General features: G+C 62.7%; 15 protein-coding genes. 6 read left to right on the top strand and 9 right to left on the bottom strand.

The annotated features are described in order from the left end of the window. Positions 1-24 precede the first annotated feature (24 nt). Positions 25-2,337, bottom strand: a complete 2,313-nt coding sequence (arcB, locus tag BN1132_RS13905; protein WP_042078304.1) for an aerobic respiration two-component sensor histidine kinase ArcB — start codon at positions 2,335-2,337, stop codon at positions 25-27. Between the two features lie 202 nt (positions 2,338-2,539). Between arcB and BN1132_RS13900 the strand changes: the two genes are divergently transcribed. Then, the gene (locus tag BN1132_RS13900; RefSeq protein ID WP_042078302.1) at positions 2,540-3,538 is read left to right on the top strand and encodes a DUF2860 family protein; all 999 of its coding nucleotides are present in this window, start codon (positions 2,540-2,542) and stop codon (positions 3,536-3,538) included. Between the two features lie 66 nt (positions 3,539-3,604). Here the strand turns inward: BN1132_RS13900 and BN1132_RS13895 are convergent, their stop codons facing one another. The 4 genes from BN1132_RS13895 to BN1132_RS13880 form a co-directional block, all read right to left on the bottom strand. Beyond that, complete coding sequence (locus BN1132_RS13895) at positions 3,605-4,297, bottom strand: DUF3334 family protein (RefSeq protein WP_042078301.1); 693 nt, start codon at positions 4,295-4,297, stop codon at positions 3,605-3,607. 118 nt (positions 4,298-4,415) lie between these two features. Next, entirely contained in the window at positions 4,416-4,862 is a 447-nt protein-coding gene (locus BN1132_RS13890; protein WP_042078340.1) for an HIT domain-containing protein, read from the bottom strand. Positions 4,863-4,932: 70 nt separating this feature from the next. Beyond that, complete coding sequence (locus BN1132_RS13885; protein ID WP_042078299.1) at positions 4,933-5,565, bottom strand: DUF2057 domain-containing protein; 633 nt, start codon at positions 5,563-5,565, stop codon at positions 4,933-4,935. A gap of 76 nt (positions 5,566-5,641) precedes the next feature. Further along, complete coding sequence (locus BN1132_RS13880) at positions 5,642-6,544, bottom strand: LysR family transcriptional regulator (protein ID WP_042078298.1); 903 nt, start codon at positions 6,542-6,544, stop codon at positions 5,642-5,644. 99 nt (positions 6,545-6,643) lie between these two features. Between BN1132_RS13880 and BN1132_RS13875 the strand changes: the two genes are divergently transcribed. Next, complete coding sequence (locus BN1132_RS13875) at positions 6,644-7,246, top strand: short chain dehydrogenase (protein ID WP_042078297.1); 603 nt, start codon at positions 6,644-6,646, stop codon at positions 7,244-7,246. Between the two features lie 118 nt (positions 7,247-7,364). Here BN1132_RS13875 and BN1132_RS13870 read toward each other — a convergent pair whose 3' ends face one another. From BN1132_RS13870 to dapA, 3 genes are all read right to left on the bottom strand, one after another. Then, the gene (locus tag BN1132_RS13870) at positions 7,365-8,468 is read right to left on the bottom strand and encodes a phosphoribosylaminoimidazolesuccinocarboxamide synthase (protein WP_042078295.1); all 1,104 of its coding nucleotides are present in this window, start codon (positions 8,466-8,468) and stop codon (positions 7,365-7,367) included. Positions 8,469-8,617: 149 nt separating this feature from the next. Continuing rightward, the gene (gene bamC / locus BN1132_RS13865) at positions 8,618-9,742 is read right to left on the bottom strand and encodes an outer membrane protein assembly factor BamC (RefSeq protein ID WP_042078293.1); all 1,125 of its coding nucleotides are present in this window, start codon (positions 9,740-9,742) and stop codon (positions 8,618-8,620) included. Then, positions 9,735-10,622, bottom strand: a complete 888-nt coding sequence (gene dapA, locus BN1132_RS13860) for a 4-hydroxy-tetrahydrodipicolinate synthase (protein ID WP_042078292.1) — start codon at positions 10,620-10,622, stop codon at positions 9,735-9,737. The genes bamC and dapA overlap by 8 nt, the downstream gene beginning before the upstream one ends. A gap of 200 nt (positions 10,623-10,822) precedes the next feature. Between dapA and BN1132_RS13855 the strand changes: the two genes are divergently transcribed. The 3 genes from BN1132_RS13855 to BN1132_RS13845 all read left to right on the top strand — a co-directional run bounded on the left by BN1132_RS13855 (position 10,823) and on the right by BN1132_RS13845 (position 12,536). After that, positions 10,823-11,356: a glycine cleavage system transcriptional repressor gene (locus tag BN1132_RS13855; protein ID WP_042078290.1), complete on the top strand. Its 534-nt coding sequence runs from the start codon at positions 10,823-10,825 to the stop codon at positions 11,354-11,356. Positions 11,357-11,373: 17 nt separating this feature from the next. After that, on the top strand, positions 11,374-11,838 hold the full coding sequence (gene bcp / locus BN1132_RS13850; RefSeq protein ID WP_042078289.1) for a thioredoxin-dependent thiol peroxidase: 465 nt from the start codon (positions 11,374-11,376) through the stop codon (positions 11,836-11,838). A gap of 197 nt (positions 11,839-12,035) precedes the next feature. Further along, positions 12,036-12,536: a YfbU family protein gene (locus tag BN1132_RS13845; protein ID WP_042078288.1), complete on the top strand. Its 501-nt coding sequence runs from the start codon at positions 12,036-12,038 to the stop codon at positions 12,534-12,536. A 48-nt stretch (positions 12,537-12,584) separates the two neighbouring features. Here the strand turns inward: BN1132_RS13845 and yfbV are convergent, their stop codons facing one another. Next, positions 12,585-13,025, bottom strand: coding sequence for a terminus macrodomain insulation protein YfbV (yfbV, locus tag BN1132_RS13840; RefSeq protein WP_042078286.1), 441 nt, complete (start codon positions 13,023-13,025; stop codon positions 12,585-12,587). Positions 13,026-13,326: 301 nt separating this feature from the next. On the opposite strand from yfbV, the gene BN1132_RS13835 reads away from it, so the two are divergent. Beyond that, a complete protein-coding gene (locus BN1132_RS13835; RefSeq protein WP_042078285.1) occupies positions 13,327-14,529 on the top strand; it encodes an acetate kinase in 1,203 nt (400 codons plus the stop codon). The last annotated feature ends 44 nt before the right edge of the window (positions 14,530-14,573 follow it).

The following is a 14,573-nucleotide window of genomic DNA, read 5'->3' as shown; positions in this document are numbered from 1 at the left end:
CCTTGCCCGGTTTTTTTGCCCGCCTCACGACAGCAACCAGCGCCGCAGGCGGGCGATGTCGCCCGGGTATTCCCGGCGCAGCGTCTCAATCCAGTCTTCCACGTTCTCCCACCAGGCCGGGTGATCCGGGCTCTGGATCAGCTGGGCCGTCTGCTGCAGCCGGCGCAGGCCGATGGAGCCCGCCGCCCCTTTTATCTTGTGCGCCTCCTCCACCACGCCGGCCTGATCCCGGGCAATCATGTTGGAGTCGAGCACAGCCATGTAGTCCGGCATCATCTTCTCGAACAGATCCACGCTGGAGATCAGCACCGGTTTGCCGACCGTGCTGGCGTAATCGGTGAGGAAGGGCAGGTCCAGCAGGGCATCCTGGTGGTGGGCATCGTCCTGCTCGTCCGCCTCGTCGTCGGCGAGATCCGCAAACAGGTGGCCTATCACCTCCCGCACTGCCCTGGAGCCGAGCGGCTTGTTGATCACGTCCTGCATGCCGTGATCCCGGTAGTACTGACGATCCCCGGTGGCGTTGGCGGTGAGTGCCACCATGGGGGGCAGGCTGTCGCCGTAGCGCGCCAGCAGCTGCTCCGCCACGTCGAATCCGGTCATATCCGGCAGCTGGATGTCGAGCAGGATGAGGTCGAAGTCATCGGGATTGGCCATGGCCAGCGCCTGGGCGCCGTCCCGCGCCACCTTGACCTGATGGCCGAGCTTGTTCAGCAGGGCGCAGGCCACGGTCACGTTGAGCTCCACATCCTCCACCAGCAGGATGTCGAGGGAGGGCATCTCCGGCTCCGCGGCCGCGGCCTGGGGCTCGACGCACTCCACCTCCAGCTCGGCGGTGAAGCAGGCGCCTTCGCCCGGATCGCTGTCCACATAGAGCTGCCCCCCCATGGCCTGCACCAGCTGGCGGGAGACCGCGAGGCCGATGCCGGTGCCGGTGGCGTGCTTCTTGCCCTGCACCTGGTAGTACATGGCGAAGATCTTCTCCTGCTGGGCTCGGGGAATGCCCACCCCGGTGTCCTCCACCTCGAAGTGCAGCGCCAGCTTGCCCGGCACCTCGGCGGCGTGGGCGAGGCAGCGTATGGTCACCCCCCCCTCGTCGGTGAACTTGACCGCGTTGCCCACCAGGTTCCACAGCACCTGGCGCAACCGGGTGCCGTCCGCCATCACGAATTGCGGCATGTCGCCATCCCGGTCGAAGTGCAGATAGAGCCCCTTCTGCTCCGCCTGGATGCGCGACAGCGTCTCCAGCTCGTCGAGGAAGGCGGGCAGATCCAGGGGGGCCGGCGCGATTTCCAGCCGGCGCCGGTCGAGCTTGTCGAGATCGATGATGTCGTTGAAGATGTTGCCGAGCGTCACCGCGCTCAGGTGGATGGTCTTGAGCTGCTGCTGCTGCTTGGCATCGAGGGGCGTGTCCATCAGCATCCGGCTCAAGCCCACTATGCCGTTGAGGGGGGTACGCAGCTCGTGGCTGATGGTGGAGATGAAGGTGGTCTTGTCCCGGCTCGCCTTCTCCAGCTTGTCCTGGTACTGCTTGCGCTCTGTGATGTCGCGGCCAAAGCCGAGCAGGCCGAGGCGCTTGCCGAAGCGATCGAAGAAGGGCACCTTGCGCAGCTCGAAGTAGGCCTTGCGGCCATCCGGGTACTCCAGCCACTGCTCATAGGTGAGCGGCTCGTTGCTGGCGAAGACCTGCTTGTCGGTCTCCACCACCTTGCTGGCGATGTCGTGCTTGTAGACGTCGAACGGCGTCAGCCCGATGAGCTCCGCCTCCACCTTGCCGGTCAGCTCCTCCATGGCCCGGTTGCAGCCGGAGAACTGCTCGTCCTCGTTGCGGTAGTAGACCAGATCCGGCGAGCAGTCGATGAATGAGCGCAGCAGGGCGGTGCGCTCCCCCAGGTGCAGCTGGGCCTTCTCCCGCTGGAACACCTCGTTCTCCAGATCCTCGATGGCCTGCTGACGCAGGGTCTCGGCCCGGTTGGTCTCGGCGATCTGGGCGTTGAGACGGCTGATGTTCTCCTGCAGCTGGCTGTTGAGCTCGAGGTCCCGCTCGCGCATGTCCTGCAGCTTGCGCACCATGCGGGTCAGCCGCTGACGGGAGTCCTCCAGCTGATCCACCACGATGGAGAGGAAGTAGACGGCCCAGGGGGTTACCAGCAGACCGAAGAAGACCGAACGCACCAGGTCGACAACGTCCACCGTGCCGCGCAGAAACAGGGTCACCCCCATCTGGATGGAGACCGCCAGCACTATGATGGCGGTCGCCAGGAACATGCTGAAGCGCACCAGTCCCAGCTTGGTCATCAGGTCGACGTAATATTGCGCCCAGGATTTGATCTGCTTCATCTCGTTGCTTTCCCCTCTCGATTGCGCAAACAGAATACCAGTACGGCGCCCTGAACTCTTGCCCGCCGCATCTTAAATTATTGATTAACGTCACACTCCGGCTGGGGTAGCATGCCTGCCATGAGTCAGTCAGCTCCGGTTCAGCCAACCAGGCCGGACCCCGCTGCCACCCATGTCATCCGTTATGTCAGGAGCACTCCCGATGCGCAATCATGTTCTGTTGAGTCTTGGCCTGCTGGTCGCCAACGTCGCCCACGCCGATCTGGGGGAGATCCCCCGCCAATCCGGCTGGTCCGGTTTCCTGCTGGGCGGGGTCAATGTCGGCAGCCACAAGTCCAACTTCTACGCCGGCGATGACAGCGACAGCCGCATCCAGGATCTCGGCTCCCCCGACAGCGAAAGCGGCTTGAGCCCGCTCATCAACGCCGACATCCGCTACACCTTCGCCGACACCCGCACCCAGGTGTTCCTCGGCAACCTGATCCAGGACGCGGTGCGCTTCGACTTCACCCAGCAGCTCGGCCTGCGCCAGGAGATGGGCGACAAGGGCATAGTCGCCACTTCCCTGGTGTTCAACGTCATGCCGGTGGAGCTGTGGAGCGATCCCTTCGCCACCGGGGTGGATCGCAGCTCCACCGATCTCGAGTCGAAAGGAGTGCGATTCGCCTGGGACAGGATCTGGGGCAGCAACTTCTACGGCAGCCTCACCAGCCGGGAAGTGGAGCTCGACCAGGAACGCAGCGGCCAGCAATACGACCAGACCCACGGCACCCAGTATGCCCCCATGCTGGATCGCAACGGCAAGGTCCACGCCATGGAGCTCTCCTATCAGTTCCATTTCGCCGACAACCAGCTGCTGGAGCCCGCGCTCCTCTACCGGCAGGCCGACCTCGATGGCAGCGCCGAGAGTTTCAAGAACACCGGCCTGCAACTGACCTACGCCAGGCGCGCGTCCCAGTGGTCCATCGTGAGCAACCTCTATGCCGGCAAGCGCAAGTATGACGAGGCGAACCCCCTGTTCGGCCGGCATGCCGACGCCAGCGAGTTCGCCCTCAACGGCACCTTCTTCTGGCACAACCTGTTCGGGGTCAAGCCGCTCTCCGCCACCTTCACCCTGGCCTATTCCAGCGCCGACTCCGACATCGACTTCTACGACAGCCAGGCCAGCCGCTTCAGCACCGGCCTGCTCTACAACTTCTAACGCGGTTCCCCGCAAACAAGGAGGCCACCCCGGGGGTGGCCTCTTCATTCGTGGTGCCCGTCGCCATCAGATGCCGAGGGAGTCCAGCAGATCGTCGTGCTCGTTGCTCGCCGGGGCGATGGCCTGGGCCGGCTTGGCTGCCAGCTTGGCCTGGGCGATCAGCTCGTCCGGATCCACCTCCTCCTGCACGCCGCCATCATGAATCCGGATGAACTCCGTCTTGTCCATGGCCAGCTCCAGATAGAAGATGTTGTTGCTGGCGGTGAAGAAGGTGACCCTGCGGGTCTCGGGGTTGTCCAGGTTGGTATCGACGCTCAGCATCACCTGCTTGTTCAGGGCCAGCATCTTGGGCTGGTTCTGGGTGATGTGGGTCTGCAACTCGCGCCCCACCTTGGTGGTGAAGCTGCCGACGATCTGGTTCATCAGCTCGCCCATGACGTTGCTCACCTCGTCCGAGGTGTGGGAGATGGCGAGATCCTCCTTGGAGAGCCCCATGCTCAGCATGTAGCGCTCGTAGAGCTCCATGGCCGCGGCGGCGGAGAAGTTGATCACCACCAGCCCGGAGAAGCCGCCGTCAAACAGCACGAAGCAGCCGATGTCCGGCTTGAGGCAGGTCTTGCTGATCCGTTGCACCATGCCGGAGAAGCGCACCTGGGTCTGGGTCGCCGCACTCAATACGCTCGTCACCGAATTGCACAGGCTCAGCAGCACATCCTCTGTGGTCAATACGGCATCATCCTCGGATCTTGTCACTATCATGGAACCTTCCTGCTGATCGAAAAAATAGACGGGTCTGTCTCAGCGCCCATGTCATCACGCACGGGCGCGAGACGCTAACAGATTGCGCTATCCCTGTGCGCAAAGCGCGAGCCACCTCTCACTTGACTGGATTATCAGTCAGCCAGGGCTGGAATCCATCCAGGGTGGCCAAGCGGGCACGCCAGTTATCGGCCGCCGCTTGCAATGCTTGCGCCTCATGGGGAATGGCGGGGCAGGCTCCCCAGATGGGGCCGGGCCAGGCGGCATCGGAGCTGAAACGGGCCACGTGATGCAGATGCAGCTGGGGCACCAGGTTGCCGAGCGCGGCCACGTTGATCTTGTCCGGGCGCAGCACCTGCTCCATCAGGGTGGCGACGGCGCAGGACTCCTGCATCAGCTGTTGCTGCTGTTCGGGGAGCAGGTGGTGGATCTCCCGCAGGTTGGCGACCCTGGGCACCAGGATGAGCCAGGGATACTGGCTGTCTTTGGCAAGCAGGACGCGGCACAGGGGCAGATCCCCGAGAATCCGGGTATCCGCCTGCAGGCGGGGATGCAATTCGAACATGGGGGCCTCGCTGGTCAACTTGGGCACTCGGGGGATGAGAGTGCCCACGTTACTGCAACCAGGGACAAACTTAAAGACGGGGCACGGCCCAGCCGATGAAGCGCTTGCGAAGTTCGGGGTCCGCCTTCAGGAAGAGTTGCTGCAACTGCCCCTCCAGCTCGCTGGCGGGAAGGGCCTGAGCCGGCGTCGCCGCAGCCGTGGCCGCCACCGCACCGGCCGCCAGCACCGCCTGTCCGGCGCCACGGTTGTATTCCGCCAGCCTGGCATGCCAGTCCATGCCGATCTGCATCCCCTGCACCACCAGCGGCTCCTGCCGCACCTCGAGGGGCTGCCCTCCCGCCAGCAGGCTCAGGGTGGGCGCCTTGGCATAACGCTCCATGCCTGCCTCATCGGTGGGTACGGCGGCCTGCAGCCGGATCGACTGCCCGCGAGCCTCATAGCGGATCACCTGGGGCTCGGAGCGAACCAGGCGATCGTTGTCGCTGCTGCTGCGGCTCGGGATCACCCCCTCATAACGCACCAGCAGTTGCTGCTCCCCGTCCGCCAGCAGGGCGTGCTGCTCGTCCTGCACCTTGCCGGCGCTCACCGCCAGGATCTGGAAATCCCGGGGCACCTCGACCCTGACCTCGGCCTGCACCGAGCCGGCACACAACAAGCCGGCACACAACGACATGACTCCGACCCAACCCTGATGACCCTTCATTCCCTGCCTCTCTTGCGTTCGCGATGATGGGGCAGGGTAGCAGCCCCAGATGACAGAAAAATAACGGGACTCTGACTCACCGCAGCAGATAATGGGGCCGCTCGGCGAACCACTGGGCCAGCACCTGCTTGAACAGCCGGATCTTGCGCGGCACCCGCCGCTGCTGGGCGTGCAGCACGTGCAGCGGATGCAGCCCCGTTTGCCACTCGTCCAGCACGGCCACCAGCTCTCCCCTGGCCAGGCTGGCCTCCACCAGCATCAGCGGGCACTTGGCAAAGCCCATGCCAGCCCGGGCCAGCTGCAGCACTGTGCTGTAGTGATTGGCCCGCACCCTGCCCTGCACCAGGATGTGCGCCTCCTCCTCTCCCCTGCGAAAGTGCCACTGTTCCCAGGCCGGGTTGTGGCCCTGCAGCAGGCAGGGGCGCCCCCCCAGCTCATAGGGGGTGGCGGGGCTCCCCTCCCGGGCCAGCAGGGTTGGGCTGGCCACCACCACGTCCTTCAATCGCCCGAGGGGCAGCGCCACCAGGTTGTCGGGGATCTGGCTCATGGCCCGCAGGGCGATGTCGTGCTCCCCCTGGCTCATGTCGATCGTGGCATTGGTGAAGTTGAGCTCCACCTGGACACCGGGACAGAGCTCGGCAAAGCGGGCGATCAGCTCGCTCACCATGCGGTCCCCCGTGCTGACCGGGCAGGTGAACCTCAGCCGGCCGCTGTCCTCCTCGGTCAGGGCCTGGATGTCCTGCTCCGCCTGACGGGCCAGGGCGAAGATCTCCCCCGCCTGCTGATAGAGGGTCTTGCCCGCCTCGGTCAAGCTGAGGCGGCGGGTCGTGCGCTGCAGCAGCTGGGCGTTGAGGGACGACTCCAGGGCGCCGACGTGGCGGCTCAGCATCCCCTTGCTCACCCCCAGGGCATCGGCGGCGGCGGAGAAACTGCCCCGCAGCACCACCTCGTAGAAACTGGCCAGATGGGCGATGTCCATTCATTAGCTCCAAAACGGAAACAATGGGTTCATCATAAGCGCTTTTTCTCCTCTCGGAGACGACTAGAATCATCAATATCCCAAACAGGAGTGACCAAGATGAAAATCGTGATCGTGGGTGCCTCCGGCACCATAGGTTCCGCCGTCAGCGACCTGCTCGCCCAGGACCACCAGGTGATCCGGGTCGGCCATAGCCGGGGGGACGCCAGGGTCGACATGCGGGACAAGGCCTCCATCGAGGCGCTGTTCGCCCAGATCGGGCCCTTCGACGCCCTGGTGGTCGCCAGCGGCAGCGTCGCCTTCAACGCCCTGACCGAGATGAGCGACGAGCAGTGGCAGCTGGGGCTCCAGAGCAAGCTGATGGGCCAGATCAACCTGACCCGGGCCGCCATCCCCCACCTGAGCGATCGGGGTTCCATCACCCTCATCAGCGGCATCCTGAGCGAGGAGCCCATCAACTGGGGAGTGAGCGCCAGCACCATCAACGGCGCCATCGAGCACTTCGTGAAGGCGGCCGCCTGCGAGCTGCCCAGAGGACTTCGCATCAACGTGGTGAGCCCCACCGTGCTGACAGAGTCCATGGACAAGTACGCCGACTTCTTCCCGGGCTTCGTGCCGGTACCCGCCGCCCGGGTGGCGCAGGCCTACAGGAAGTCGGTGCTGGGGGTGCAGACCGGCCAGGTATTCAGGGTCAACGGCTGAGCCCGGCAGACAGAGCAATAAAAAGCGGGCCCCGTCATGGGGCCCGCGTCTTTGTCGGTCTGCGGTTTTCACCGCCGGCAAACGTTTGTTCCTGGGCGGCAAAAAAAGGCGGTCAGCCTCAGTCGATCAGGCCGTACTGCTCGCGCAGCACCTCGATGATCTCCTGCTTCGGGTTGGCGCTGCGTACCAGCGGCTGGCCGATGATCTTCTCGGCGATCCCCACATAGGTGTGGGAGATGTCCATCATCACCTCGGTGGGCAGCTTGTTGTCCCGGGCCAGGGCGAAACGTTCCGGCATGCGGTTCTTGTTGAGCAGGATGTCCGGATCCGGGAAGTGGTTCAGCAGCCACTGGCGGAAGCCCTCTTTGGACTTCTCGACGATCTCGCCACGGCGCAGGGCGGCACCGTCCCAGATGCGGGAGCTGTCGGGGGTGCCGACCTCATCCATGTAGATGAGCTTCTCGCGGCCGGCGGCATCGGTCACGTAACCGAACTCGAACTTGGTGTCGACGAAGACCTGATCCAGCGCGGCCAGCGCCTCGCTGATGACGTTGAAGCCTTCCTTGAGCAGCGTCTCGTAGCGGTCGATGTCCGCCGCGGAGCGGAAGCCGAAGGCCTGATGGTGGCGCGCGATGTCGGCGCGGGAGACATTGACGTCATCCGCCTCCGGCACGCCGTCCAGCCCCTTGAGGATCCCCTTGGTGGACGGGGTGATGAGGATCTCGGGCAGCTTCTGATCCTTCTTCAGCCCTTCCGGCAAGGTGATGCCGCAGAACTCGCGCTCGCCGTCCTTGTAGGCACGCCACATGGAGCCGGTGATGTATTGACGGGCGATGGCCTCGATCATCACGGGACGGGCTTTTTGCACTATCCAGACGAAGGGGTGCGGGATGTCCAGGATGTGGCTGTCCGCCAGCCCCTTCTCCTTGAACAACTTGAACCAGTGGCTGGAGATGGCGTTGAGCGCCGCCCCCTTGCCGGGGACGCCGTTCAGGCCGTCCACCCCTTGCCAGATGCAGTCGAAGGCCGAGATGCGATCACTGATCACCATGAGGGCGAGCGGCGTGTCGGCCGGCACATCATAGCCTTTCTCTCTGATGAGCCGGGCACTGTCTGCCGGGGTCAACCAGTAGACGCTGCGCACTTTGCCGGAATGGACAGGTTTATCGGTACGGATCGGCAAATCGTCGTTCACCGCCAATACTTGATCTGCAAGACTCATGGCTAATAACACTTCCTGTTGTGGACTAGTTGGACAGGCGCACAGGCCCCTGTCTGTGGGGATTCAGCTCGCCAGACACCCGTGCTGCCGGGCCGACAGGGGCAGCAGCAGGTCGGGCATAACAAAACAGGGGCACGAGGCCCCTGTTTCTATTCTGTTTTTGCAGCTTGGTCAGCCAGACCCTTGGCGAATGCCTCGGACAGACTGATGTACATCTGGGAGATGACGCCGGATGAGACAGGCTTTTTGTCCTTGTCAAACAGGGTGATGGAGGTCTTGCCTCCCGCCATCTCGCCGAGCTGGAAGCGGTACTGCTCTTCCTCCAGCTTGAACGGCTCGGCCCCCTTGGCCTTCCAGAATTCGGCATCCGGCTCGTCGTACTCCACGTCGATCCAGCCCAGGGACTGCTGGGTGTCCTTGATGGTGAAGCCATAGGCCGGCAGCACCTGGTTGAGGCGGCGCCAGACCTGGTCAAACGACCCCTCGGCAATCCAGGCGCTCAGCTCGTTGTTGTCCAGCCCCAGTTCCAGCCCCATGCCATCGCTGGACTTGTGCTGCTCGCGGGCCTTGAGCTGCTTGTCGTAATAGAGGGAGAACTGGTTCAGGGCACGGGTCGCGTAGCGCTGGGCATCGGCCGGCGTCAGCGCCGTGCTGGTCTCGCCGTCGATGGTCTCTTCGTGCTCCAGCACCCGGACCGACATCATGGTGGCGTGGCGCTGCACATCATTCTTCAAGACGAACTGGTAACGCTGACGGATCTTGAAGTCATCGTCTTCTTCCGCCCAGCCATCGAGCACTGCGGTGTTGTCAAACCAGCCGGTCTGCAATACCCCGGCCTGCTGATCCAGCTTCTCTGTGGTCACCTTGTGCTCGGCCAGGAAGTTCATCAGGAAGGCCCAGGTGTCGCGCTCCACGCTCTGGCTGGTGCTCAGGGCATAGAAGGCGATGGTCGGCTCCTCGGCGTTGGCCACCACCTGGCTGCCCGGGACCACGGTCAGCAGCTGGGCGGGCGGACGCACATCCACCTTGGCGCCGATGGCGCCCTCACGGCTGCTCTCTGGCAGGGCCGGAATGTCGAAACCGTTGTTAAAGGCGGGGGTACTCAACCCGGCGGGCACAAGGAAGGCACGGCCTTCGAGGCGGCTCTCTTCATACTCGAAGCCACGGTTGGCCATCTTGCGGTCCTGGGGTGAGCTGCAGGCTGCCAGCACGGCAACCGTCGCGACACTCAGCACCAGGCGCCCTGCATTTCCCTTTCCATTTGCTTTAAACACTCGCCATCAACTCCGCAGTCGTCAGTGCTCGCGCCATCGCCTGCTCTCCCTCTGGGGTGAGGTCGGTCAGGGGCAGGCGCAAGGTCGCCGTCGCCATCAGTCCCAGCCGGGCACAGGCCCACTTCACCGGGATGGGACTCGGTTCACAGAACAGAGTCTGATGCAACGGCATCAATCGATTGTTGATGTCATGCGCCCGTCCGGCATCTCCGGCCAGCGCAGCACGACACATGTCGGCCATCTGGGGCGCCGCAATATTGGTGGTGACCGAAATGACACCATCACCCCCTTGCAGCATGAAATCACATCCGCTGGCGTCATCGCCACTATAAAGCGCAAAATCCGGCCCGCACAGCTCGCGCAGCAGCGGGGTGCGGCCGAGATCGCCGGTTGCCTCTTTCAAACCGATAATGCCGGGCACCTTGGCCAGACGGGCCACCGTCTCCGGTTTGAGGTCACAGCAGGTGCGACCGGGCACATTATAGAGAATTTGAGGCAGACCACTAGCCTCGGCGATCGCACAATAGTGACGATAGAGGCCTTCCTGGGTGGGTTTGTTGTAATAGGGGGTGACCGAGAGACCCGCCACCACGCCGGTGCTGGCGAGACGCCTGGAGAGGGCGATGGCATGCGCCGTGTTGTTGGAGCCGCACCCCGCGATGACCGGGATGCGCCCTGCGGCATATTCCACCGTTTTTTCGACGACGGCGATATGTTCCTGCTCGCTCAGGGTGACCGACTCCCCCGTGGTGCCCACCGCGACGATGGCGCTGGTGCCGGCATCCACATGATACTCGACCAGCTCAGCCAGACTGCTCCAATCGATGTCACCCGAGGCCAGCATGGGGGTAACGAGCGCAACAATACTACCGCGTAACATGGATAATTCTCCCGATTTTCAGGGGCGTAATGGTAAAGCTGCCCCTTTTGAAAAACAAGGGAGGCAAGGGACAAGCCGTGTTACCATCCGCCACAAAACGTATGGATGCACCAGGGCAGGACAGGGCCCGAAGCAGGGCGCCATGCCCGTCAGCGGCGCCCGCTGTCACCGCATTCGCAATAATGGACGAGAGACGATTTATGACTCACTACCTGGTCGTAACGGCCATCGGCACGGACAGGCCTGGCATCGTCAATGAGGTGACCCGTCACGTCAGTGGCTGCGGTTGCAACATTGTCGACAGCCGTCTTGGCATTTTCGGCAACGAATTCACCTTCATCATGCTGCTGTCCGGTGACTGGAACAGCCTGATGCAGCTTGAAATCAGCCTCCCCCTGCGCAGTCAGGAGTGGGATCTCATCACCATGATGAAGCGCACCGAGCGCCACCAGTCGCTGCAATATGACATCAGCGCCAGCGCAGAGGTGCTGATCCGGGATCAGCCCGGCATCGTAAGCCAGTGTACCCAGTTCTTCAGCGATCACGGCTGGGACATCCAGGCCATGCAGACCATGACCCTGGAACAACAGCCGTTCAACCTGCTCAAGGCAAACTTCCAGTTGAATCTTTCCAAGCAGGGAGAAGAGAGTGGCTCCAAGGCCGCCTTCGCCGGCTTCTGTCGCGAGCTGGGCGCAGAGTCCTTCGAATTCATCGTCAATCACAAGTACGCCTGATGGCGTTTGGAGACCCCATGTCACCACTAGAAGCTGGTACCCAGGCCCCAGATTTTTCCCTCTCCGACCAGGATGGCAACCAGGTGCGCCTCGCCGATTTGCGCGGCAAGAAGGTGCTAGTCTACTTCTACCCCAAGGCGATGACCCCGGGCTGCACCACCCAGGCCTGCGGCCTGCGCGATGTCAACGCCGAACTGGCGGCTCTGAACGTTGTGGTGCTCGGCATCAGCCCGGACAGCGCCAAGCGCCTGAAAAAGTTCGAGGAGCGCGACAGCCTCAACTTCCGCCTGCTGGCCGATGAGGATCACGCGGTGGCCGATGCGTTCGGCGTCTGGGGCCCGAAGAAGTTCATGGGCAAGGAGTATGACGGCATCCACCGCCTGAGCTTCCTTATCGACGAGGAGGGCAAGGTGGCCCATCGCTTCGACAAGTTCAAGACCAGCGATCACCATCAGGTGGTGCTCGACCTCGTCAAGGGGTAACGCCGTCACCTCGACGCTGCAGCAGGGCCCGCCATCGCGGGCCCTGCCCGTCTCGGCGCGGCATCGGGTGGCCATCCAGGACGGCTTGCCAGCATGTCTCCCCTCCATTTTCTCGCCAACCTCCCCTGCCAGATCAAAAAATTCATCCTGGATATGGGTTAACGTGACCCCAGTTTCATTTTCCAGTGAGAAAGCCCATGAACATGAGCCACACCGAACGCCTGATCCTGAGCAACCAGTACGAGATCCTGGCCAAACTCAATCCGGAAAAGGCGGCGTTTTACCAGCGGGCCAGCACCATAGTCGAGCGCGGCTACTGCCTGCAGATCCTCGAGCTGGAGAAGAGCTTCGGCCACCTGGATCTCGCCACCTGCCAGGAGGTGATAGACACCCTGGAGATGCACCACGCGCTGGCCATCTCCTGGGGCAATCTGGACGCCGGCGCCCGGGCCGAGGTGAATGAAAGCCGTCTGGCCTTCAACGGCTACAGCCGCAGTCAGGAGCGGGAGCTAGCGGACTATGTCTGCTTCCTGCTGGAGGTGGACAAGCGTTTCCCCGAACTGCCCTGCCCCTGCGACGAGCTCTCCAGCGACATCGCCATGCGCGACAAGTACCAGCGCATGCTGGCGATCTGGCGCCAGTGCCCCCGTCAGTACAAGCTCTCCATCCAGGAGATCAGCAAGGTGCTGGCGGCCTGACCATGAAAAAGGCGCCCCGGGGCGCCTTTGTCGAATGAGCAACCAGGGTCACTCGTAGAGGAAGGATTTGTCCAGCTGCTTGAAGGCGGCGTTGAGGGTATCGGCCAGCTCCTCGTAACGGGGACGAGCCACCAGCTGACGCTGGCCACCCTGCTCGTTCATCTTGCCGTTGATCTCCCGGTACCAGTTTGCGAGGGAAGGGGGCAACCGGGTGTCGGCGCGCTGGCCGAGCCAGTAATAGCCCTGCAGCGGCAGGCTGAGCAGGAAGAGGACGGACGCCATGACGGAGGGCCAGTAATGCAGTTCGCCGAACTGGAACTGCACCATGACGCTGAGCACGGCCAGGGCCGGGATCACCTTGAGGGCGAACTCGGTCGCCCTGATCACCCGGTTTTCCGGGAACATGGAATTAAGCTCGGGACGGCGCGGCCAAAGAGTCATATAATGACGGCCTTGCTGTAATTTAGTTCCAAAAATGTTCATGCTCATGCTACCTCCGAGCTCTTTTCGAACGCATTAACGGCAAAACCTCGACAATATTTGAGAAGCAATAACAAAGGTTGAGGATGACTTTGTTATTTTTCAACAATCAGGTTATCCTTTGTACGCCCATTTTTACGCTGGCGCATCGCCGCCGGCCAGTCAGGGACGTCTGAGTTTCGGGTCTTGTATCACTATACAAGGGGCAAGCAACAGATTGCCAACCCTCATAAGGATAAGTTGATTGTTTTTGGACGCACCGCGTCCGGCGCATCCTCCAACCCAACCCAATCTGCGATAGGATTTATTCATGAGTAAGCTGGTTCTTGTTCTTAACTGTGGCAGCTCGTCCCTGAAGTTTGCTGTCATTGACGCAACCACCGGTGATGATCTGCTGTCCGGCCTGGCCGAATGCTTCAACCTCGACGATGCCCGCATCAAGTGGAAGCTGAACGGTGAGAAAGGCAACGCCGATCTGGGTGCCGGTGCCGCTCACCAGGAAGCGCTGGACTTCATCGTCCACAAGATCCTGCCGCTCAACCCTGAATTGTCCAAGAACCTGATCGCCATCGGTCACCGCGTGGTACACGGCGGCGAGCGCTTCACCTCCTCCGTGCGGATCTGCGACGACGTGATAGCCGGCATTGAAGCCGCCATCCCCTACGCACCGCTGCACAACCCGGCTCACCTGATCGGCATCCGTGCCGCCCTGAAGGTCTTCCCGGAGCTGGCCGAGAAGAACGTGGCCGTGTTCGACACCGCCTTCCACCAGACCATGCCGGAAGAAGCCTTCCTGTACGCCCTGCCGTACAAGCTCTACAAGGAGAACGGCATCCGTCGCTACGGCGCCCACGGCACCAGCCACTACTACATCAGCCTGGAAGCGGCCAAGCAGCTGAACAAGCCGGTTTCCGAGCTGAACATCATCAACTGCCACCTGGGCAACGGCGGCTCTGTCTGCGCCATCAAGAATGGCCAGTCCGTCGACACCTCCATGGGCCTGACCCCGCTGGAAGGCCTGGTGATGGGGACCCGTTCCGGTGACATCGATCCGGCCATCATCTTCTTCCTGCACGACAAACTGGGCATGAGCGTCGCCGAGATCAACACCATGCTGACCAAGGAATCCGGCCTGCAGGGTCTGACCGAAGTCACCTCAGACTGCCGTTTCGTTGAAGACAACTACGACAGCAAGGAAGAAGCCAAGCGCGCCATGGACGTGTACTGCTACCGTCTGGCCAAGTACATCGGTGCCTACGCCGCCGCCATGGACGGTCGTCTGGATGCCGTGGTCTTCACCGGTGGCATCGGCGAGAACTCCGCCCCGATCCGCGAGATCACCCTGGGCAAGCTGGGCCTGCTGGGCTTTGACGTCGACCACGACGCCAACCTGAAGGCACGCTTCGGCAAGGGCGGCGAGATCACCAAGGCTGGTTCCACCAAGGCCCTGGTTATCCCGACCAACGAAGAGTGGGTCATCGCCCACGACGCGCTGGAACTGGTCGGCGCATAAATTAGCTGTAGAGCAAGGCCGCCCCAGGGCGGCCTTTTCCTGAT

The sequence above is a fragment of the Aeromonas sanarellii genome (genome assembly GCF_000820085.1).
Taxonomy (GTDB): Bacteria; Pseudomonadota; Gammaproteobacteria; order Enterobacterales; family Aeromonadaceae; genus Aeromonas; species Aeromonas sanarellii.
Note: the sequence above shows the minus strand (reverse complement) of the source record. Positions and strands in the feature narration are given on the sequence as shown.

Excerpts from the sequence above, each read along its gene's own strand:
- BN1132_RS13895 (WP_042078301.1), bottom strand. The coding sequence starts at position 4,297 with ATGATAGTGACAAGATCCGAGGATGATGCCGTATTGACCACAGAGGAT.
- BN1132_RS13845 (WP_042078288.1), top strand. The coding sequence starts at position 12,036 with ATGAACATGAGCCACACCGAACGCCTGATCCTGAGCAACCAGTACGAG.
- arcB (WP_042078304.1), bottom strand. The coding sequence starts at position 2,337 with ATGAAGCAGATCAAATCCTGGGCGCAATATTACGTCGACCTGATGACC.
- BN1132_RS13835 (WP_042078285.1), top strand. The coding sequence starts at position 13,327 with ATGAGTAAGCTGGTTCTTGTTCTTAACTGTGGCAGCTCGTCCCTGAAG.
- BN1132_RS13890 (WP_042078340.1), bottom strand. The coding sequence starts at position 4,862 with ATGTTCGAATTGCATCCCCGCCTGCAGGCGGATACCCGGATTCTCGGG.
- BN1132_RS13880 (WP_042078298.1), bottom strand. The coding sequence starts at position 6,544 with ATGGACATCGCCCATCTGGCCAGTTTCTACGAGGTGGTGCTGCGGGGC.
- yfbV (WP_042078286.1), bottom strand. The coding sequence starts at position 13,025 with ATGAGCATGAACATTTTTGGAACTAAATTACAGCAAGGCCGTCATTAT.
- BN1132_RS13870 (WP_042078295.1), bottom strand. The coding sequence starts at position 8,468 with ATGAGTCTTGCAGATCAAGTATTGGCGGTGAACGACGATTTGCCGATC.
- BN1132_RS13875 (WP_042078297.1), top strand. The coding sequence starts at position 6,644 with ATGAAAATCGTGATCGTGGGTGCCTCCGGCACCATAGGTTCCGCCGTC.
- BN1132_RS13855 (WP_042078290.1), top strand. The coding sequence starts at position 10,823 with ATGACTCACTACCTGGTCGTAACGGCCATCGGCACGGACAGGCCTGGC.
- BN1132_RS13900 (WP_042078302.1), top strand. The coding sequence starts at position 2,540 with ATGCGCAATCATGTTCTGTTGAGTCTTGGCCTGCTGGTCGCCAACGTC.
- BN1132_RS13885 (WP_042078299.1), bottom strand. The coding sequence starts at position 5,565 with ATGAAGGGTCATCAGGGTTGGGTCGGAGTCATGTCGTTGTGTGCCGGC.
- dapA (WP_042078292.1), bottom strand. The coding sequence starts at position 10,622 with ATGTTACGCGGTAGTATTGTTGCGCTCGTTACCCCCATGCTGGCCTCG.
- bcp (WP_042078289.1), top strand. The coding sequence starts at position 11,374 with ATGTCACCACTAGAAGCTGGTACCCAGGCCCCAGATTTTTCCCTCTCC.